Source organism: Castellaniella sp. FW104-7C03, from assembly GCF_040276085.1.
In the GTDB taxonomy this organism is placed as follows: domain Bacteria; phylum Pseudomonadota; class Gammaproteobacteria; order Burkholderiales; family Burkholderiaceae_B; genus Castellaniella.
Genome location: NZ_JBELOK010000004.1, coordinates 297,892 through 315,638 on the forward strand (window position 1 = coordinate 297,892; position 17,747 = coordinate 315,638).

The 17,747-nt window shown below is 58.5% G+C and carries 16 protein-coding genes and 1 tRNA gene; 5 read left to right on the plus strand and 12 right to left on the minus strand.

What is annotated here, in order from left to right; genetic code table 11:
* Positions 1–8 precede the first annotated feature (8 nt).
* Positions 9–1,214, minus strand: a complete 1,206-nt coding sequence (locus ABS758_RS06960) for a glycine C-acetyltransferase (RefSeq protein WP_350381769.1) — start codon at positions 1,212–1,214, stop codon at positions 9–11.
* A gap of 167 nt (positions 1,215–1,381) precedes the next feature.
* Here ABS758_RS06960 and ABS758_RS06965 point away from each other — a divergent pair, with 167 nt between their 5' ends.
* Entirely contained in the window at positions 1,382–3,967 is a 2,586-nt protein-coding gene (locus ABS758_RS06965; RefSeq protein ID WP_350381768.1) for an EAL domain-containing protein, read from the plus strand.
* 81 nt (positions 3,968–4,048) lie between these two features.
* On the opposite strand, the gene ABS758_RS06970 is transcribed toward ABS758_RS06965, so the two are convergent.
* The 3 genes from ABS758_RS06970 to ABS758_RS06980 all read right to left on the minus strand — a co-directional run bounded on the left by ABS758_RS06970 (position 4,049) and on the right by ABS758_RS06980 (position 7,654).
* Positions 4,049–5,812 (minus strand): TRAP transporter large permease, encoded by a 1,764-nt coding sequence (locus ABS758_RS06970; protein ID WP_350381767.1) that lies wholly within the window; start codon positions 5,810–5,812, stop codon positions 4,049–4,051.
* Between the two features lie 2 nt (positions 5,813–5,814).
* The gene (locus ABS758_RS06975; RefSeq protein ID WP_350381766.1) at positions 5,815–6,426 is read right to left on the minus strand and encodes a TRAP transporter small permease subunit; all 612 of its coding nucleotides are present in this window, start codon (positions 6,424–6,426) and stop codon (positions 5,815–5,817) included.
* A gap of 139 nt (positions 6,427–6,565) precedes the next feature.
* A complete protein-coding gene (locus tag ABS758_RS06980; RefSeq protein WP_350381765.1) occupies positions 6,566–7,654 on the minus strand; it encodes a TRAP transporter substrate-binding protein in 1,089 nt (362 codons plus the stop codon).
* A gap of 216 nt (positions 7,655–7,870) precedes the next feature.
* Between ABS758_RS06980 and ABS758_RS06985 the strand changes: the two genes are divergently transcribed.
* Positions 7,871–9,097: an MFS transporter gene (locus tag ABS758_RS06985; RefSeq protein WP_350381764.1), complete on the plus strand. Its 1,227-nt coding sequence runs from the start codon at positions 7,871–7,873 to the stop codon at positions 9,095–9,097.
* On the opposite strand, the gene ABS758_RS06990 is transcribed toward ABS758_RS06985, so the two are convergent.
* The 6 genes from ABS758_RS06990 to hemA all read right to left on the minus strand — a co-directional run bounded on the left by ABS758_RS06990 (position 9,094) and on the right by hemA (position 14,560).
* The gene (locus ABS758_RS06990; protein WP_350381763.1) at positions 9,094–10,347 is read right to left on the minus strand and encodes a cyclic di-GMP phosphodiesterase; all 1,254 of its coding nucleotides are present in this window, start codon (positions 10,345–10,347) and stop codon (positions 9,094–9,096) included. The genes ABS758_RS06985 and ABS758_RS06990 overlap by 4 nt on opposite strands.
* 5 nt (positions 10,348–10,352) lie before the next feature.
* Positions 10,353–10,937 carry a UbiX family flavin prenyltransferase gene (locus ABS758_RS06995; RefSeq protein WP_350381762.1) on the minus strand — a complete coding sequence of 195 codons (585 nt, stop codon included), beginning with the start codon at positions 10,935–10,937 and terminating at the stop codon, positions 10,353–10,355.
* Positions 10,934–11,275 (minus strand): Grx4 family monothiol glutaredoxin, encoded by a 342-nt coding sequence (grxD, locus tag ABS758_RS07000; protein WP_350381761.1) that lies wholly within the window; start codon positions 11,273–11,275, stop codon positions 10,934–10,936. Before grxD ends, ABS758_RS06995 begins: the two co-directional genes overlap by 4 nt.
* 17 nt (positions 11,276–11,292) lie before the next feature.
* Positions 11,293–12,114, minus strand: coding sequence for a peptide chain release factor N(5)-glutamine methyltransferase (gene prmC, locus ABS758_RS07005; RefSeq protein WP_350381760.1), 822 nt, complete (start codon positions 12,112–12,114; stop codon positions 11,293–11,295).
* 10 nt (positions 12,115–12,124) lie between these two features.
* The gene (prfA, locus tag ABS758_RS07010; protein ID WP_350381759.1) at positions 12,125–13,204 is read right to left on the minus strand and encodes a peptide chain release factor 1; all 1,080 of its coding nucleotides are present in this window, start codon (positions 13,202–13,204) and stop codon (positions 12,125–12,127) included.
* A gap of 78 nt (positions 13,205–13,282) precedes the next feature.
* Positions 13,283–14,560 (minus strand): glutamyl-tRNA reductase, encoded by a 1,278-nt coding sequence (gene hemA / locus ABS758_RS07015; protein WP_350381758.1) that lies wholly within the window; start codon positions 14,558–14,560, stop codon positions 13,283–13,285.
* A gap of 120 nt (positions 14,561–14,680) precedes the next feature.
* On the opposite strand from hemA, the gene ABS758_RS07020 reads away from it, so the two are divergent.
* Positions 14,681–14,756: transfer RNA gene (locus ABS758_RS07020), tRNA-Phe, on the plus strand.
* A gap of 507 nt (positions 14,757–15,263) precedes the next feature.
* Positions 15,264–15,827 carry a putative periplasmic lipoprotein gene (locus ABS758_RS07025; RefSeq protein ID WP_350381757.1) on the plus strand — a complete coding sequence of 188 codons (564 nt, stop codon included), beginning with the start codon at positions 15,264–15,266 and terminating at the stop codon, positions 15,825–15,827.
* A 460-nt stretch (positions 15,828–16,287) separates the two neighbouring features.
* Here the strand turns inward: ABS758_RS07025 and ABS758_RS07035 are convergent, their stop codons facing one another.
* Together ABS758_RS07035 and ABS758_RS07040 are read right to left on the minus strand one after the other, a co-directional pair.
* Entirely contained in the window at positions 16,288–16,764 is a 477-nt protein-coding gene (locus tag ABS758_RS07035) for a hypothetical protein (RefSeq protein ID WP_350381755.1), read from the minus strand.
* A gap of 8 nt (positions 16,765–16,772) precedes the next feature.
* The gene (locus ABS758_RS07040; RefSeq protein ID WP_350381754.1) at positions 16,773–17,138 is read right to left on the minus strand and encodes a ParB/RepB/Spo0J family partition protein; all 366 of its coding nucleotides are present in this window, start codon (positions 17,136–17,138) and stop codon (positions 16,773–16,775) included.
* A gap of 142 nt (positions 17,139–17,280) precedes the next feature.
* Between ABS758_RS07040 and ABS758_RS07045 the strand changes: the two genes are divergently transcribed.
* Complete coding sequence (locus tag ABS758_RS07045) at positions 17,281–17,499, plus strand: phage major capsid protein (RefSeq protein WP_350381753.1); 219 nt, start codon at positions 17,281–17,283, stop codon at positions 17,497–17,499.
* Positions 17,500–17,747 lie beyond the last annotated feature (248 nt).

Consider the following 17,747-nt stretch of genomic DNA (forward strand, 5'->3'; position numbering starts at 1 on the left):
GATAAATGCTAGGCGGCAAGCACACCCAGCGTGCGCCCCACCCGGGCAAATGCCTGCACCGCGTAATCAATGTCCTCAGCCGTGTGTGCCGCACTCATTTGCGTGCGGATCCGTGCCTGTCCCTTGGGGACAACCGGATAAGAAAACCCGATGACATACACGCCGGCCTGCAACAGGGCATCAGCCATCTGCGTGGCCAGGCTGGCGTCTCCCAGCATGACGGGAATGATCGGATGGTCGCCCGGCACCAGTGAAAATCCCAACGCCTGCATCGCCTGACGGAAGTGCTGGCCATTTTGCCGCACTTGCGCACGCAAGGCCTGGCCTTCCGGGCTTTGCAGCAAGGCAAGTACTGCTTGCGAGGCCGCCACGATGGATGGCGCCAGAGTATTGGAAAACAGGTAAGGCCGCGAGCGCTGGCGCAGCAAATCGACAATGGCGGCATCTGCTGCAACATAGCCCCCTGAGGCGCCGCCCAGCGCCTTGCCCAGTGTGCCGGTGAGGATATCCACGCGACCCCGTACACCACAGTATTCTGGGGTGCCACGCCCGCCATCACCGATGAAGCCCACGGCATGCGAATCATCCACCATCACCAGGGCGTCGAATTCGTCCGCCAGATCGCAGATGGCCGACAGATTGGCAATGATGCCATCCATCGAAAACACGCCATCGGTGGCAATCATCAGATGCCGGGCGCCCTGATCACGTGCAGCCTGCAGCTGCGCACGCAAATCTGCCATATCGTTATTGGCGTAGCGATAGCGCCGCGCCTTGCACAGGCGCACGCCGTCGATGATGCTGGCGTGATTGAGGGCGTCGCTGATGATGGCATCCTGCTCTCCCAGCAGCGCTTCGAAGAGGCCACCATTGGCGTCAAAGCAGCTGGAATACAAGATAACATCACCCATCCCCAGCCAACGGGCCAGATCGGCCTCAAGCGCCTTGTGCCCCGATTGTGTCCCGCAGATGAATCGCACCGAGGCCATCCCGAAGCCGTCTTTTTCGAGCCCCGCCTGTGCTGCCTGTATCAGGCGCGGATCATTGGCCAGGCCAAGATAGTTGTTGGCGCAGAAATTCAATACCTGGGCGCCACCGGACAATTGAATGCGGGCCGCTTGCTGGCTAATGATGATGCGCTCGGATTTATAGAATCCATCGGCCTGCAGTTGCTCGATCTGAGTCTGCACATCGGCAAGAAATGCCTTGGACATGAGTCACCTTTTTGGGGCATGCTGAAATCTGTTCGCATTGTACGCCGGTGTCGGTTTTGTTCCATAATCGCCGAAACTGTTGACAATCTGACCGCCAGTGCGCCTCTTTGTCTTGCAACGCTTGCCCTTATCATTGCAACATTAGTTGCATCCGGCCCTCTAATGCCATGACTTCCCGTCCGATCCTTGCGATAGCCCGGCTCACCTTGCTGATATGCGTGGGCATGGTCAGCCTGCAAGCCCGTGCCCTGACGCTAAAGATAGGCATCTACGACCAAAAACCCGATGCCTTTGTGGATGAGGCCGGCCAACCTGCCGGTATTCTGGGCCAGCTTTTAAAAGAAATCGCCCGGCAGGAAGGCTGGACACTGCACACCACATCCTGCAGCTGGCAGCAATGCATGCATTGGCTGCAAGACGGCACCATCGACGTACTGCCAGATGTTTATTTCTCGCCGGCACGCGCCGAAACGCTGGGCTTCCATCATATTGCCGCCCTGCACAGCTGGTCACAGATGTATACCCGACCAGGCAGCAAGATCCAGGCAATCACCGATCTTTCGGGCCTCACTGTTGCGGTGCTGGCCGGGTCCGCCCAACAGGATTACCTGACAAATGCGCTGAAAGGCCTGGGCGTTGATGCCCGCCTGGCCCCCGTGCAGCGCCTGGAAGAAGGCTTCCAGATGGTACAGCAGCAACATGCCGATACCGTTGCAGCAGATTTTTATGTAGGTGAACTCACCGCACGCGATTACGGGCTGGTGCATACGCCCCTGGTGTTTCAACCTACGCAGGCTTTCTTTGCCACCCGCAAGGGCATGCACCCCGAGGTGCTTGCCGCCATCGATAAACACCTGGCACTGTGGCAGGCCAATCCACAGTCGTTTTATTTCCGTATCCTGAACCAATGGCGTGCACCGGTAGCGTCTGCACAGCGCACAGATAACGCGTTCCGGCTGGCAGCCGGCCTGGCTCTGTTGCTGGCAATCATCTCTCTCACCGCCGGGTGGTTGCTTGTCCGATCACGGCGCCAGTGTGCCCAGCTGCGTACCAGCGAACGGCGGCTGAATGTCATTCTGGACAGTATGGATGCCATTGTCAGCATCAAGTCGCCCGATGGCCGCTACACGTTTGCCAACCACACACTGGAGTCATTCATGGGTGTGGGCCTGGGACAAGTGGCGGGCTATACAGACGCAGACTTCATCACCGACAAGGCCTCTCTGGATTGCATCCAGCAAAGCGATCGTGCCATCGTCGAGACGCGCAGCCGCACGGTGGTGCAACAAACACTGAAGCGCCCGGACACCCAGGAGGCGCGCAATTTCATCAGTATCAAGGCCCCCTTGCTGGCCACCGACGGTACCGTTGAGGCAATTGGCGTGGTGGCCACCGACATCACCGACCGCCTGCAGGCCGAACAAGCCGTCCAGTATCTGTCCAGCCACGATCACCTCACCAAGCTGCCCAACCGGCACAAGGCACTGGAGCACCTTCAGTCATTGATGGCGCGCACCACCCACGATGACAGCTATAGTGCCCTGATCCTGCTGGATCTGGACAACTTTCAGCATGCCAACGAAACGCTGGGCTACGGCGGGGGCGACCAGATCCTGATCGAAGTCGGTACGCGCCTGAAACACGCCGCACGCATGGACGATCTCGTGGCACACACCAGTGCCGACGAATTCGTGGTGCTGGCCCGGGACATAGGCAGCAATGCCCACGAGGCGGCTCACACAGCCCGGCAACTGGCCGATCATCTGCGTCAGGCCATCTCGGCCCATCCCATTCAGGCATCTGATCATCCCGTGCTGGTCACCGCCAGCGTGGGCCTGACGCTGATCCACCGCGCCAGCCAATCGCTGGACCAGGTGATGAATGAAGCCGAAATAGCCACACTGCGCGCCCGCAAGCAAGGCGGCAACCAGTCCACTTTCTACGAACACGAGCTGCAAGCCGAAGTAGAACAACGCCAGTGGGTTGAGCGTGATCTGCTGCAAGCACTGAATACGCCGCAACTGTCCTTGCATCTGCAGCCCCAGTATGGCCACACCGGGCAGGTGACCGGCGCTGAACTGCTGGCACGTTGGCAGCATCCCGAACACGGTGCTGTCTCACCAGCCCAATTCATCCCTATTGCCGAAGAATCCGGCCTGATCAATCTGCTGGGCGCCTGGACGCTGGATACTGCTTGCACCACGCTATCCACACTGCAGGCGCTGGGCGAAACCTACCCGCTATCCATCAATATCAGCCCGCGACAGCTGATGGATGCAACCTTTGTCGAGACGGTCAGCGATACCCTGGCACGCCGCCAGGTACCGGGCAACCGCCTGATCTTTGAGATCACCGAAGGCCTGCTTATCCGGGATATGTCGGCGGTTGCCAAACAGATGCAGGTGTTGGCGCGGATGGGGATCCGTTTTTCGATTGATGATTTTGGCACCGGCTACTCCAACCTGGCCTCACTGAAGCGCCTGCCGCTGTACGAGCTCAAGATCGACAAGAGCCTGATCCAGGATCTGCCCGGAGATATCGACAGTCTGGCCATTGTGCAGATGATTTTGGCCATGGCCGATCAACTGAACCTGCGTGTGGTGGCAGAGGGTGTTGAAACCGGTGAGCAATCCGAGCTGCTGTTCGAGCACGAATGCCATGCCGTGCAGGGCTATCTGCTGGCACGTCCCATGCCCATCAGCCACTGGATCGAACGCGTGCGACAACGCCAGGCCAACCCCGACATTTCCTGATCCACAGACAAAAAAAACACCCTCTGCACCAGTGACATTCGGTGCAGAGGGTGTCGGTGATCCGCGAGGGATCAACCGCGATTACTTGAACATAGCGTTGTAGTCTTCATCAGACGGGGTAGACGGCGCAGGGGCGGCCGGGGCGCTGCTGCCACCCGCATCGCCACTTCCGTATGTACTGGTGATATCGCCATAGCCACCCTGGCCATAGCCGCCAGTGCCATACCCACCGAACGTCCCCATGTCGATACTGATATCCTCGACATTGATCTGGGGGCGGTCTGCCTTGTAGTGCGTGACAATGCCCGGGAACGTCAGCACAACCACCACCATGATCACCTGGATGATGATAAAGGGGATGGAACCCCAGTAGATCTGGCCCGTGGTGACCTTGGCAATCAACTTGCCAGTGATCTTGTCGCGGTAATCCTCTTTAGGTGCCACCGAACGTAAATAGAACAGCGCAAAACCAAAGGGCGGATGCATGAACGAGGTTTGCATGTTCACAGCCAGCAAAACACCCAGCCAGATCAGGTCAATCCCCATTTTGTCGGCAACCGGCCCGATCAGCGGCACGATAATGAAGGCAAGCTCGAAGAAATCGAGGAAGAACGCCAAGCCAAAGGTGAGCAAGCTGACAACGATCAGGAAGCCCATCTGCCCACCGGGCAGGCCGGTCAGAAGATGCTCTACCCAAAGATCGCCGTTAACCCCGCGGAAGGTCAGGCTGAACACAGACGAGCCAATCAGGATAAACACCACAAAGCAGGTTAGCGTGGTGGTGGTATCCATGGCCTGACGCAACAGGCTGAAGTTAAGCCGGCGTTTGATGAGCGCCATGATCAGCGCACCCACCGCACCCATGGCGCCGCCTTCGGTTGGGGTGGCCACACCGATGAAGATCGTACCCAGCACCAGGAAGATCAGGGCCAAGGGCGGGATCATCACAAACGTGACGCGCTCGGCAATTTTGGACAACAAGCCCAGACGCAGCAGCTTGTTAAGCCCGGCCATCACAAAGGCTGCCGCACCCCAGATGAGGATGCTGGTGACAATCAGCTCATCAACATGAGGATTGTCGTCCAGTAAAAACTTGACCCCCACTACGGCAATCACCACCGACAGTGCCATCAACACCAGCAAGGAAGGCACACCGTGCCCACCATTGGGCTCGACAAACGTACGAGCTTCGGGCGGGATTGCAGGTGCGGATTTGGGCTTGAGGAACGCCATCGCCACCACGTACAGGATGTACATGGCTGTGAGGGCAAAGCCCGGCAGAAATGCCCCCTTGTACATGTCACCGATGGAGCGACCCAATTGGTCGGCCAGCACGATAAGCACCAATGACGGCGGGATGATCTGGGAAAGCGTCCCGGAGGCGGCGATCACACCCGTTGCCAGGCGTCGGTCGTAACCGTAGCGCAGCATGATGGGCAGGGAGATCAGACCCATCGAAATCACCGACGCAGAAACCACTCCGGTGGTGGCAGCCAGCATGGCCCCGACCAAAATCACCGCAATCGCCAGGCCACCGCGTAAGGGGCCAAACAGTTGACCCACGGTTTCCAGGAGATCTTCAGCCATACCGGAGCGCTCGAGGATCAGCCCCATGAAGGTAAAGAACGGCACGGCCAACAAGGATTCGTTGGACATCACCCCAAAAACACGCTGTGGCAGCGCCTGGAACAATGCGGGCGACAACAGGCCCAGATCGATCCCGACCAGGCCAAACAAAATGCCATTGGCTGCCAGCGAAAAAGCTACTGGAAAGCCCAGCAGCAGCAATACCACCAACATGCCAAACATGATGGGCGCCATATAGGCAAGCAACAAAGCTTCCATGGTTAGCGCTCCTCGTGCGAGGCAGCCTCGCGTTCTTCAGCCGCACGCGCGATTTCTTCGGCCAGTTCTTCTTCAGCCGATTTGCCCACATGCGTGTCCCGGGGATCGGGACACGCACCGCGCAGACAACCCACACACTTGATCAGGTGTGAGACCCCGGCGGCCATCAGCAAGGCAAACCCGATCGGGATCAACAACTTGGCAGGCCAGCGTATCAGGCCGCCAGCATTGGAGGATTGCTCGAAGTTGACAAAAGAATCCATGAAAAATGGCCAGGACAGCCACATGATGAGCGTTGCCATGGGCAGCAGGAAAAACACCACGCCGAAGATTTCGATCAGCAGCTGCGTGCGACGAGACAGGTGGGAGGCCAGCACGTCGACGCGGACGTGCTCATTTTTAAGCAGGGTGTACCCGGCAGCGAGCAAAAAGACGCCGCCAAACAAATACCACTGCAGTTCGAGCCAGGCATTGGAACTGACATTGAAAACCTTGCGCACCGTTGCATTGGTGGCGCTGACCAGTACAGCAAGGAGAATCAACCAGGTCACAGCCCGGCCCACGCGACGATTGATTGCATCAATCAGCCGCGAAAGGGCAAGGAGTGCATTCATGATGAGAGCCAAAAAGAAAGAAGATGAGGCCAGACGCGCAGAAGCCCCCGCAAGCGGGGGCTGACGCACTAACCGACAACACGGCCCAGCCAGAGGCACTTTCGAAAGAAAGTGGCCTCATGGCTGAAGTGATGGGCGATTACTTCGCCGCCGTCGCCATGTATTGATCGAAGCTGCCTTCGGCAATCCGGAACCAGGGGATTTCGTGGTCGCGGAAGCCCATGTAGGCGTCGTGGATCTTCTTGAAGTTGGGGTCTTTGGCCGAGAGTTCGGCGTAGGTTTCTTGAGCGGCCTTGTAGCACGCGTCCATGACTGGTTTGGGGAAGGCGCGCAGTTTTGCACCCTCGCCAATCAGGCGCTTGAGCGCGTTGGGGTTCTCGGCATCGTAGGTGGCAATCATGGTGTTGGTCGCCAGCGCAGAGGCTTGGTCGATGACGGCCTGGTAATGCTTGGGCAGGGCTTCGTACTTGTCTTTATTGACATACAGAGACACCTGCAGGGTGCCTTCCCACCAGCCCGGGAAATAATAGAACGGAGCAACACGGTGGAAGCCCATTTTTTCGTCATCGTAGGGGCCGATCCACTCGGCCGCATCGATGGTGCCTTTTTCGAGGGAGGGATAGATATCGCCACCCGCGATTTGCTGAGGCACAACACCCAGGCGCATCAGCACGGCACCGGCAAAGGCGGCCGTACGGAACTTGAGGCCTTTGAGGTCGTCGACGGTTTTGATTTCTTTGCGGAACCAGCCACCCATCTGGGTGCCCGTATAACCGCAAGGGAAATTAACGATGTTGAATTTTGCGAACAGGTCGCGCAACACCTTGAGGCCCCCACCGTGGCGGATCCAGGCGTTGTACTGACGAGTGTTCAGGCCAAACGGAACTGCACCGTCGAAACACAGGGCAGGATCCTTGCCGTAGTAGTAGTAGGAAGCGGTGTGGCCGCATTCGACTGTGCCGTTTTGCACGCCGTCGAGTACGCCCAGTGCCGGCAGAATCTCGCCGCCCGGAAAGGCGCGAATCTGGAATTTGCCGTCTGTGGCTTCGGAAATGTACTTGGCGACGTGCTCGCCACCAGAATAGATGGCGTCAGCGCTACGAGGGAAACTGGAAGCCAGGCGCCAGTTGATGGTGGGTGCGTCTTGAGCGAAGACCGGTGCGGCTAGGGTTGTGCCGCCGGCGGCTACGCCAAAGGCAGCCTTCTTGAGGAAGGAACGACGTTGCATGAGAGAGAGCCCCTGAGAGTTAATGGTAAACCCGAGATTTGTACTGTTTTGTAAACAGCGAGAGCAGGCGGATTTTCCTCTGATTGCGCAGCGGAGGCAATCAGTAATAACGCTGAGTCGCTCTATAATAACTTTCTGCCAAGTAGGGTCTTTATAAGAGGGATTGGCGCAATATTCTGCTGCAATTACCCTCTTTCTGTGCTGCGTGCAGCTAATATGCGACAATACCAGATTACATCTTCGCATTTTCATCCTGTGCCCGCTTCTCCCGAAACCTTCAGCCTGCGCAAAATTGCGTTGCCGGCTTTTGGGCCGTCTCTCCTTTTTGGCATGGGCGAAGGCGCCGTGTTCCCCATCCTGGCACTCAGCGCCCGCGATCTCGGTGCAAGTTCTGCACAGGCCGGATTCATTGTGGCACTAGTAGGCGTGGGTTCACTGCTGGCAAATTTGCCTGCTGCGGCCCTGGCCACACGCTACGGCGAGCGCCGGGCGATGGTAGGCGCCGCCCTGTTCAGCCTGCTGGGCCTGGTACTTTGCTTGCTGGCCGCCAATCCCTGGCTGTTTGGCACGGGTGTTTTCATGGTGGGGATGTCCAGCGCCGTATTTTTGTTGGCGCGCCAAACCTTCCTGATCGAAGCCGTCCCCCTCTATCTTCGTGCCCGTGCCATGTCCACGCTAGGCGGCACAATGCGCATCGGCATGTTTGCCGGGCCCTTTATTGGAGCGGCCTTCATTCATTGGATGGGCTTGCCCGGTGCATACTGGCTGGCGATCTTCTCAATGCTGGGCGCCGGGTTGGTTTCACTGGCCATCCCCGACCTCGAACCTCGTCAAACCGCTCGGGTATCGGCGTCTTCACGCATCAGCATGCGCCAGTTGGCAGGCAAACACGCACACGTCCTGCTGACGCTGGGGGTTGCCACAGCGCTGGTTTCAGCCTTGCGGGCCTGTCGGCAAATCGTTATCCCGCTATGGGCCGACCACATCGGCTTGGACGCCACCACCACCGCGCTTATTTACGGCCTGATGGGCGCCGTCGACATGCTGCTGTTTTATCCGGCCGGCAAGGTCATGGACGTACGCGGCCGGTTCTGGGTGGCTTTTCCCAGCATGCTGATCATGGGCTTAAGCCTGTTGATCATGCCCTGGACTACCGGCTTTGTCAGCCTGCTGGTGGTGTGCCTGGTGCTGGGCTTTGGCAATGGCATTGGCTCAGGCATCATCATGACCATCGGTGCGGATGCCTCGCCCTCAGAGGGGCGCACGGTGTTCTTGGGCATGTGGCGCCAGATTACCGACCTCGGCGGCAGTGGGGGCCCGCTGCTGCTGTCAGGCCTTACAGCGATAGCCTCTTTGGCCACCGGCATTGTCTCGATTGGCGGTATCGGCCTGATGGCCGCCTGGATGTTTTGGCGCTGGCTGCCGCGCGGGCGTGCGGTTTAGCCTTCGATGGGCGGTACCGGCAAACCCGACTGCCCCCAATCCACCGGATGACGCACAGGCAGCACGGTGCTGCCACAATCGGGCTCCGCCAGATTGACCCGGCGTTCGGGGATGGCATGAGACCAGCGAATCGAATAGAAAATCTTTACCACCGGCTGCTCGGGTGTCTCACGGTTTTGTGCCACCACCAGGCCCAGCTCGCAGTTGTTGAGGCTGATGATTGAACCCACAGGATAGCGGCCCACCGCGCGAACAAATGCCGCCAGCACATCCATGTCAAACTGGCCCTCGGATGTCAGCATCTTGTGCAGCGTAAAGGCTGGATCCCACCCCGTGCGATACGGACGGGTGGAGGTCATCTCATCGTAATAATTACAGATGGCCGCCATACGGGCCAGCAGACCAATCTGCTTGCCTGCCAGCTGGTCCGGAAACCCCTTGCCATCCATGCGTTCGTGATGATGCCGGCAGGCTTCGATGATCTTGGGCGACACGGTGGTATCAGCCTGCAATATCCCGGCACCAATAATCGGGTGGCGTTGCTGGATTTCTTGTGGCATCTGGATCGGGCGGCCGATCTTGCGCCCTTCATCGGCGGGATCTTTAACCTTGCCGATGTCGTGCAGCAATCCGGCCATCCCGGCCATGTGCACGTGCTCGTCAGCCAGCCCCATCGACCGTGCCAACGAAGTCATCAGGGCAGCCACGGACACCGAGTGCGCATAAAGATAATGATCGGCCTTTTTAATGCGTGCCAGGCTCGTGATCGCATCCGGATGCCCCTCGAGGGAATCGGCCATATCCTGCACCAGGCCCTGGGCCTGGCTGAGATCCAGCTTGTTGCCCAACTCGGCATCAGAAAAAAACTGCTGCACTTGCTCGCTGGAGCCGGCAAGGATTTCACGAGCATCGTCAAAGGCCTGCTGCCCGGCCTGAGAGGCCGCTGATGGCGCTGCCGGCCCGTGCCTGGCCGCTTTTTTACCGGGGGCAGCGACGCCACCAGCGGATGGCGCCTGGGCGGATGCGGCCGCGACAGCGGTGGTGTCTGATGCGCCCTCTGGCAGTAGATCCACCCCCCGGGCGGCGTCAATCAGCACCCACTCAAGCCGCGAACTTTGCAATTTTTGCAGCTTGCGCTGATTAGTGATCAGAAAGCTGGATCGCCAAAACGAGTGATCGAGAAAAGAACCGCCGAGGTCCTGGACATACATCCCCACGCGAAGCCGGTTTACCGGGATTTTCTTGATCATGGTACTTAGGTGTCGAGAGAATGGTCCATGCCTTCCCAGCGGGGGCCGGGAACATGAATATCAAATAAATCCAGCACCCGGCACACAGTGTGATCGATCATGTCGTCGAGTGTGGCTGGGCGCATGTAAAACGCCGGCAAGGGCGGGAAGATAATACCCCCCATCTCGGTGACGGACGTCATATTGCGCAAGTGTGCCAGATTAAACGGCGTCTCGCGCACCATCAATACCAGCCGGCGGCGCTCTTTGAGTGTGACATCGGCCGCCCGGGTAATGAGATTGTCGGACAGCCCATGGGCCACTGCGGCCAGGGTACGCATGGAACACGGCACCACCACCATGCCAGCGGTGGCAAAACTGCCACTGGCCAGCGTAGCGCCCACATCGCGCGGGCTATAGACATGGTCGGCCAGCGCATGCACCGCCGCGCGCTCGAGGCCGAGCTCGTGGCGGATATTGAGCACCCCGGAGGGCGAAATCACCAAATGGGTTTCGACATCCTGGGTGCGGGCCAGGCCGAGCAGGCGCAGGGCATACTGTGCCCCGGTGGCCCCGCTAATGCCGACAACCAGACGACGTCTGGGTGTCACTCGATGGCCCCGGCTTCCTTCAGCACGGGGGCGAGTTCGTTGTTGACATGCATTTCGTTGAGGATATCGGTGCCGCCAATGAACTCGCCGCTAACGTAAAGTTGCGGAATAGTGGGCCAATTGGCGTAATCCTTGACGCCCTGGCGCACTTCGGCGTCTTCAAGGACATTGACAGTAACCAGCTTGGTGACGCCCACTTCTTTGAGGATCTGGATGGCACGGGCCGAAAAGCCACATTGTGGGAACTGGGCGGTGCCTTTCATGAACAACACCACCGGATGGCTGGTGACGGTTTCACGGATAAAGTTCAGAACTTCGGATTGTGCTGCTTCGGTCATGGTGGTCTCTATAAAAATCAGGCCGGCCAGCGGCCCCAGGTAAGCCTTTCGATGCCGGCCAGATCAGTTTTCGTGGCCACATCGATAAACCCGCACGATACAAACAGGCGCTGTACTGCAACCGCCTGATCCCAGCCGTGCTCGACACAGAGTGCCGCCCCGGGCAGCAAGTGCCTGGGCGCCCCCTGCACAATGGCGCGCAACGCGCCAAGGCCATCGGCTTCGTCAGTGAGTGCCGCACGAGGCTCGAAGCGAAGATCGCCCTGCCCCAGATGGATATCCTGTTTGTCGATATAAGGCGGATTTGAAACAATTAAATGATAGCGCTCCAAACCCAACTCGGTATCGTACCAATTCCCTGGAGAAAACAATAGCGATGCCCCCAGAGCGCGTGCGTTCAATTGCGCCATGCTCAGCGCAGCCATGCTTTTGTCGGTTGCTGTCACCCGGGCATCGGGGCGATCCAGCGCAATCGACACTCCGACAATGCCACTGCCGGTGCCCAAGTCCAGCACGGCAGGCGAGGCAATCCCGCCAAGCAACTGCAAGCCAAGTTCGACCAGCAGCTCGGTTTCAGGCCGTGGAATAAGCACCTCGGGGCTCACCTGAAAATCCCGCCCCCAAAACTCACGGCATCCAAGGATGTAGGCCATGGGCTCACCGGCCAGCCGCCGGGCCTCAAGTGCCTGATAGGCTACCTGTGCCTCTGCGGAAAGCGGATCGGTGTCGTGCGCAATAAGCCACGCACGCGACACACCCAATACCTTCTGCCACAGCATCCGGCACTCCAGGCGCGGCAAGGCACTGGCAAGCACGTAATCACGCACATGATCAGCCATGGCGACCTCTTTAATCCAGTGCCAGTGCGGCCAGCTGCTCGGTTTGGTACTCGGCCAGCAACGCGCGGGCGATCTCACCCAGATCTCCGTCCATCACCTGGGCCAGCTTATACAGCGTGAGATTGATGCGGTGATCCGTGACACGGCCCTGCGGAAAATTGTAGGTGCGGATACGTTCGGAGCGATCACCCGACCCCACCAGGCTTTTGCGCTGTGCGGCTTCACGGGCATGGATCTCCTGCTGCTGGCGATCTTTGAGGCGCGCAGCCAGCACCTGCATGGCTTTGTCTTTGTTGCGATGCTGCGAGCGGTCGTCCTGGCACTCCACCACCAGCCCCGTGGGCAGGTGGGTAATACGCACGGCAGAATCCGTTTTATTGATGTGCTGGCCCCCTGCCCCGCTGGCCCGAAACGTATCGATGCGCAAATCATTGGGATTGATCTGGATGTCTGCATGGGCATCAGCCTCTGGCATGACAGCCACAGTGCATGCCGAGGTATGCACCCGCCCCTGGGATTCGGTCTCGGGCACACGCTGAACCCGGTGCGCGCCGGATTCGAACTTCAGTTGTCCATACACCCCGTCGCCCTGAATATGGACAATCACTTCCTTGTAGCCCCCCAGCTCTGCGGGGCTCTCGGACATCAGTTCTGTGCGCCAGCCGTTGGTTTCGGCATAACGCATGTACATGCGCAGCAAGTCGCCGGCAAACAGGGCGCTTTCATCGCCACCAGTACCTGCGCGGATTTCAAGAAATACGCTACGGTCATCATCCGGATCCTTGGGGATCAACAGAATCTGCAGGTCTGCTTCCAGCTGTTCGATGCGTGCGTCGGCACCCGCCAGTTCTTCCTCGGCCAAGGCCTTCATCTCGGGGTCGGCCAGCAATTCGCGCGCAGCGGCATGATCGGCACAGGCTTTCTGCCAGACATCAAACGCACTAACCACCGGCTCCAGCTCTGCCCGCTCGCGCGAGAGCTTGCGAAAGCGGTCCATGTCCTGGGCACTGTCGGGCTCTGCCAGCATGGCATCGATTTCAGCCAAACGATGGCCGAGATGTTCCAGACGGGTGCTCATCGAACTTTTCATGCGGGATTCCGGGGATTGATAAAGACATTGCCACGGGCAGGGCTGCCCGCGCAACAAAGACGCAGAAAGAGAGAGCCGCTACCGGCGACGGGAGCCGGATTCGGGCAACAGACGAGGCAAAAGGGACAACAGCTGGTCGCGCTCGGGGCCTTCGCTGCGATTAAGCGCAGCCATTGGCCCGTGCATATATTTATGGCTGAGGCTGTAGGCCAGGTGCTCGAGCACGGCTTCGGGGTCGTCGCCCCTGGCCAGCAGACGGCGGGCGCGGTCGAGCTCGGCCTGGCGCAGTGCATCGGCGCTTTGCTGGTAATTGATGATGGCCGGCACAATGGCACGATTATCGAGCCAGTGCATGAAGTGCTGCACCCTGGCCTCGATGATGGCCTCGGCCTGCACCACCGCAGCCCGACGTGCATCCGTGCCGGATTGCACCATGCGGCCAAGATCATCTACGGTATATAGATAGACGTCGGCCAGCCGGCCGATCTCGGGCTCGATGTCGCGCGGCACGGCCAGATCCACCATCACCATGGGGCGGTGGCGGCGCGTGCGGGCAGCCCTTTCGACCATCCCCAAACCGAGGATGGGCAAGGATGAGGCCGTACAGGAGACGACCACATCGAATTCGGCGAGATGCTCGGGCAAAGCCGATAGCTTCAGTGTGCGGGCGTTAAATTGTGTGGCCAGGAGATCGGCGCGCTCTAGTGTGCGGTTGGCCACGGCCATCTGGCGCGGGTGCACCGCGGCAAAGTGCGTGGCACAGAGCTCGATCATTTCGCCCGCACCGATGAACAGCACATTGGCAGTGGAGAGATCGCCCAAAACACGCTCGGTCAGACGCACCGCAGCTGCTGCCATGGACACGGAATGTGCACCAATGGCGGTTTGCGAACGAACCTCTTTGGCAACCGAAAACGTGCGCTGGAACAATTGATGCAGCAAGGTGCCCAGCGTGCCGGCTTGTTCGGCCGCGCGCACGGCGTTTTTCATCTGGCCCAGGATCTGGGGTTCGCCCAGCACCATGGAATCCAGGCCACTGGCCACCCGAAACGCGTGCCGCACAGCATCGTTGTGCTGATATTGATACAGATGGGGGGTTAGCTGACCTGCCTCGAGGCGATTGAACTCGGCCAGCCAGGCAGGCAACTGCGCGCCCACACCGGGATCGGCAGCACAGTAGATTTCGGTACGATTACAGGTGGACAGAATTGCGGCCTCGCGCACCGAGGTACCAAACGCAGCGCGCAGTGCAGCCAGTGCGGGCTTGAGCAGCTCGATCGGAAACGCCACGCGCTCGCGCACGGAAACCGGCGCGGAGGTGTGGTTCAGGCCAAAGGTAAGGACGTCGACGGACATGCCGCTGGAAATCTTGCAGGTGGAGACTTCAGCATTATAGGTCGGGATGCTCTGCTTGGGTGATACTTGGCACTTTGGCGGCTGCACACCAAAAAAAATTCGTGTATGATTCACCGTCTTGGCCCGGTAGCTCAGTCGGTAGAGCAGAGGATTGAAAATCCTTGTGTCGGTGGTTCGATTCCGCCCCGGGCCACCAGTGTCCAGAAACCCAGTTTTTCTCAACTGGGTTTTTTGTTGCCTGAAGCGCCAGTGTTCGTGCAGTTTCCGAGGTTAGGCTCTTGAGCATGGACCTCGGTTGGCAGTACCCCACCACACCGTTTTCTCAACTTTTGCCTCTCTGTTCTCTATTTTCCTCTTGAGCCTCCAAGAGAATATATCTAGATTCCATGCGGGTTTCGGGAGCTCCGGTTCGAGTCGAGAACCGCTACAGCAGGGGCGACTGGACTGGAGCCCCCTGAGGCCCCTCCTACAAGATCACGCCTCAAGTTAAAGCACTCAAATTCCCCCCATCGCAGCATGGTTGACGACTATGGCGCCTGGATTCCTGCTATGCTATCGACCGACGTTACTTGTAGTAACACTTGAAAATGGTGGAGGCAACTGGATCAGACCTAAAGCAAACTGCAAACATGCCAGTGGGCACAGATCAAAGCCATCGACAAACAAAAATCAACCTAATGCCTAGTGAAGCAGGGGAGTTACATTGAAAAGACTAATCGTTACGCTATTCTTAGCCGTGGGTCTGGCTGGTTGCCAGACCCTCCCGCCAGTGAACTTTGCTGTTTCAGATGTCGGATATACCGAGCACAAGGTAGAAGCCGAACTCAAGTCTCTCACCGTCAGCCTCGCAAGCCCCGAGGAAAAAAAGGGCAACCTCCCTGCTGGATCTGAAGTCGCAGCCCCACTGTGGCGTGACGCGCTCCAAGACGCCCTCAATAGAATGGCAATCTTCCAAGATGACGCCAAGACCAAGGTAAATCTAACTGTTAAGATCTTGGCACTGAACATGCCATCTTTCGGTGCCGGCATGACCACAACGTCGATAGCAAAGTACGAGATAATAAACCGCGCCAACGGAGACATCATTTATACGCAGGACGTTACGGCAGACGGGACAGTACCATTTAACTACGCGTTTCTCGGAGTCGTCCGGGCAAGGGAATCTCTGAATCGATCAGTCCAGCAGAATATTGCCCAATTCCTACAGTCGCTGGAGACAGTAGATATCTCGAAGCCTATGTTCCCGGCAGGGGTAACAACCAAATGACGCGAGTAGGATCAACCCTTCTCGCCTTCACCTTAGTGCTCACAGGTTGCGCCAGCAACATCAGCCCAAATGCCTACTCTGTGTCGTCCGTCGGGCAGGTCAATCGGAGCGTGGCCGCGACTGTTGTAAGTGTGAGGGATGTGGACGTCACAGGGACAGTGGGCGTCGGCGCCACCACGGGCGTCGCTGCTGGAGCTACAGCCGGATCCGCTATCGGAGGTGGTACCAGGTCAAATATTCTGGGTGCGATCGGTGGGGCAGTAATCGGCGGACTGGCGGGCGCAGCAATTGAACGCAATGCTACGGAACAACGAGCTGTTGAGTATGTCGTTGAAACATCAAACGGGAACCTGATGACTCTAGTACAGGGCCCTACACCTAGATTCGCTGAGGGCAATAAAGTGCTGGTACTTTATGGCTCGCAGTCCAGACTGGTCGCAGACCCACGACATTCAACCCCCTAGAAAGAGATAGCCGATTCCTGTTCCCTCCAAACCGAGGATGAGTACAGTCGACACAGCATCTGCCTAGTAATTGCCGTACTACCGGCAGTCATTGTCAGGCGTGCAACCACCGATGGCGATAGATAGGCGAATGCTGTGATTCTGCTCACTTCTGCCAAATCCATGCCCTCGGATCTCGCAATCTCGGTTAGAGATCCGAATCTGCCATCTTCTAACAGCCGCTGCCAATAATGTGCGAGGCCCAGCGCCCGCATCAGGGCATTGTCCTGCGCAGCCCCCCGGGCGGCACGTTCCTGTTTCGCCTCAACTTGAAACGCTCCTGGTGCATCCAAGGGCGTGATAACCTGTTTTTTCACGCCACGCTTAACCAGCGTCCAGGGAATGAAGGTTTCAAGCCTCACACCGCCAGCGGGCGCAGGCAGCTCCTGCGTAACCACACGGCCAGTCTGTTTGCCACGATTCTTGTTGGCCATCCGTCCCCCTACTGAAATTGCCTGATAACCTGACTCTGGTCAGCCCAGAGCGCTGGAATATCGTGGCGCTGGAGCCAGAGCAAGGTCAGGCGTGCTGGCTGGCACCCTGCCATCAAGGCTTCGACAATGTCCGGCGCAAGCCGAGCCAGACGCATCATCCGGGCGACCGTCGTCGGCTTCAGATCCTCCGCCCGGGCGATCTCGCTGATGCTTTGGAATCGACCACTATCCAACAGCCTCTGCCAGTGATGTGCACGAGCGACGGCGTGGAGGATTCGCGTGTCGTATACAGGATCTTCGCCATCAACCAACAGACGCCCCTTCTTGCGCCTGAACCGCAGCTGTGTATAGGTTTGGAAGGCGGCATCCATCATTCAGCGGCCTCTAGCATTTCAGCACCGATCGTCTCAGGGGCAAATTCCCCAACGAGTGCCTTCCACCCAAGCTCCCGCCAGGCGATCCGGATGGGAGCCATCCCTACAGGCGGGCCAACCCGATCGGCTGATGGGGTATCCCGTGCGCATCGATCAGTTCATGCCCACGCTTGCCGCCAACTCACTTTCGCTTGCTTTTGGAGACTTTCGCGAGGCCTACACGATCATCGACCGTATTGGCATTCGCACGCTTCGCGACCCCTACACCGCCAAGCCCTATATCCGCTTTTACTCGACCCGCCGGGTTGGAGGCGGTGCAGTGAATTTCGAGGCGGTCAAGTTCGTGAAGTTTGGTAGCTGACACAGGCCGGGGCCATTCAGGGTCCCCACGCCCCGGCCACTTAAATCTCTCTTGTAAGGAAAACGATCATGGTTGATCTGGTAAATAACATCGAAGCCGTTCTAGCGCTAGAACTCGACGCGGTCGCGACCGCCAACAACACAACGGGTGAAATCATTGACCTGCAAGGTGCCCCCTCGGTCACAATAGATGTCCGGTCCTCTGAAAACAGAAATTGAGGGAGCGATCGGAATGAATTCATTTCCACC

Coding starts and splice junctions, on each gene's coding strand:
- ABS758_RS06960 (WP_350381769.1), bottom strand. CDS start 1,214: ATGTCCAAGGCATTTCTTGCCGATGTGCAGACTCAGATCGAGCAACTG.
- ABS758_RS06965 (WP_350381768.1), top strand. CDS start 1,382: ATGACTTCCCGTCCGATCCTTGCGATAGCCCGGCTCACCTTGCTGATA.
- ABS758_RS06970 (WP_350381767.1), bottom strand. CDS start 5,812: ATGGAAGCTTTGTTGCTTGCCTATATGGCGCCCATCATGTTTGGCATG.
- ABS758_RS06975 (WP_350381766.1), bottom strand. CDS start 6,426: ATGAATGCACTCCTTGCCCTTTCGCGGCTGATTGATGCAATCAATCGT.
- ABS758_RS06980 (WP_350381765.1), bottom strand. CDS start 7,654: ATGCAACGTCGTTCCTTCCTCAAGAAGGCTGCCTTTGGCGTAGCCGCC.
- ABS758_RS06985 (WP_350381764.1), top strand. CDS start 7,871: ATGCGACAATACCAGATTACATCTTCGCATTTTCATCCTGTGCCCGCT.
- ABS758_RS06990 (WP_350381763.1), bottom strand. CDS start 10,347: ATGATCAAGAAAATCCCGGTAAACCGGCTTCGCGTGGGGATGTATGTC.
- grxD (WP_350381761.1), bottom strand. CDS start 11,275: ATGACCGAAGCAGCACAATCCGAAGTTCTGAACTTTATCCGTGAAACC.
- prmC (WP_350381760.1), bottom strand. CDS start 12,114: ATGGCTGATCATGTGCGTGATTACGTGCTTGCCAGTGCCTTGCCGCGC.
- prfA (WP_350381759.1), bottom strand. CDS start 13,204: ATGAAAAGTTCGATGAGCACCCGTCTGGAACATCTCGGCCATCGTTTG.
- hemA (WP_350381758.1), bottom strand. CDS start 14,560: ATGTCCGTCGACGTCCTTACCTTTGGCCTGAACCACACCTCCGCGCCG.
- ABS758_RS07035 (WP_350381755.1), bottom strand. CDS start 16,764: ATGGCCAACAAGAATCGTGGCAAACAGACTGGCCGTGTGGTTACGCAG.
- ABS758_RS07040 (WP_350381754.1), bottom strand. CDS start 17,138: ATGATGGATGCCGCCTTCCAAACCTATACACAGCTGCGGTTCAGGCGC.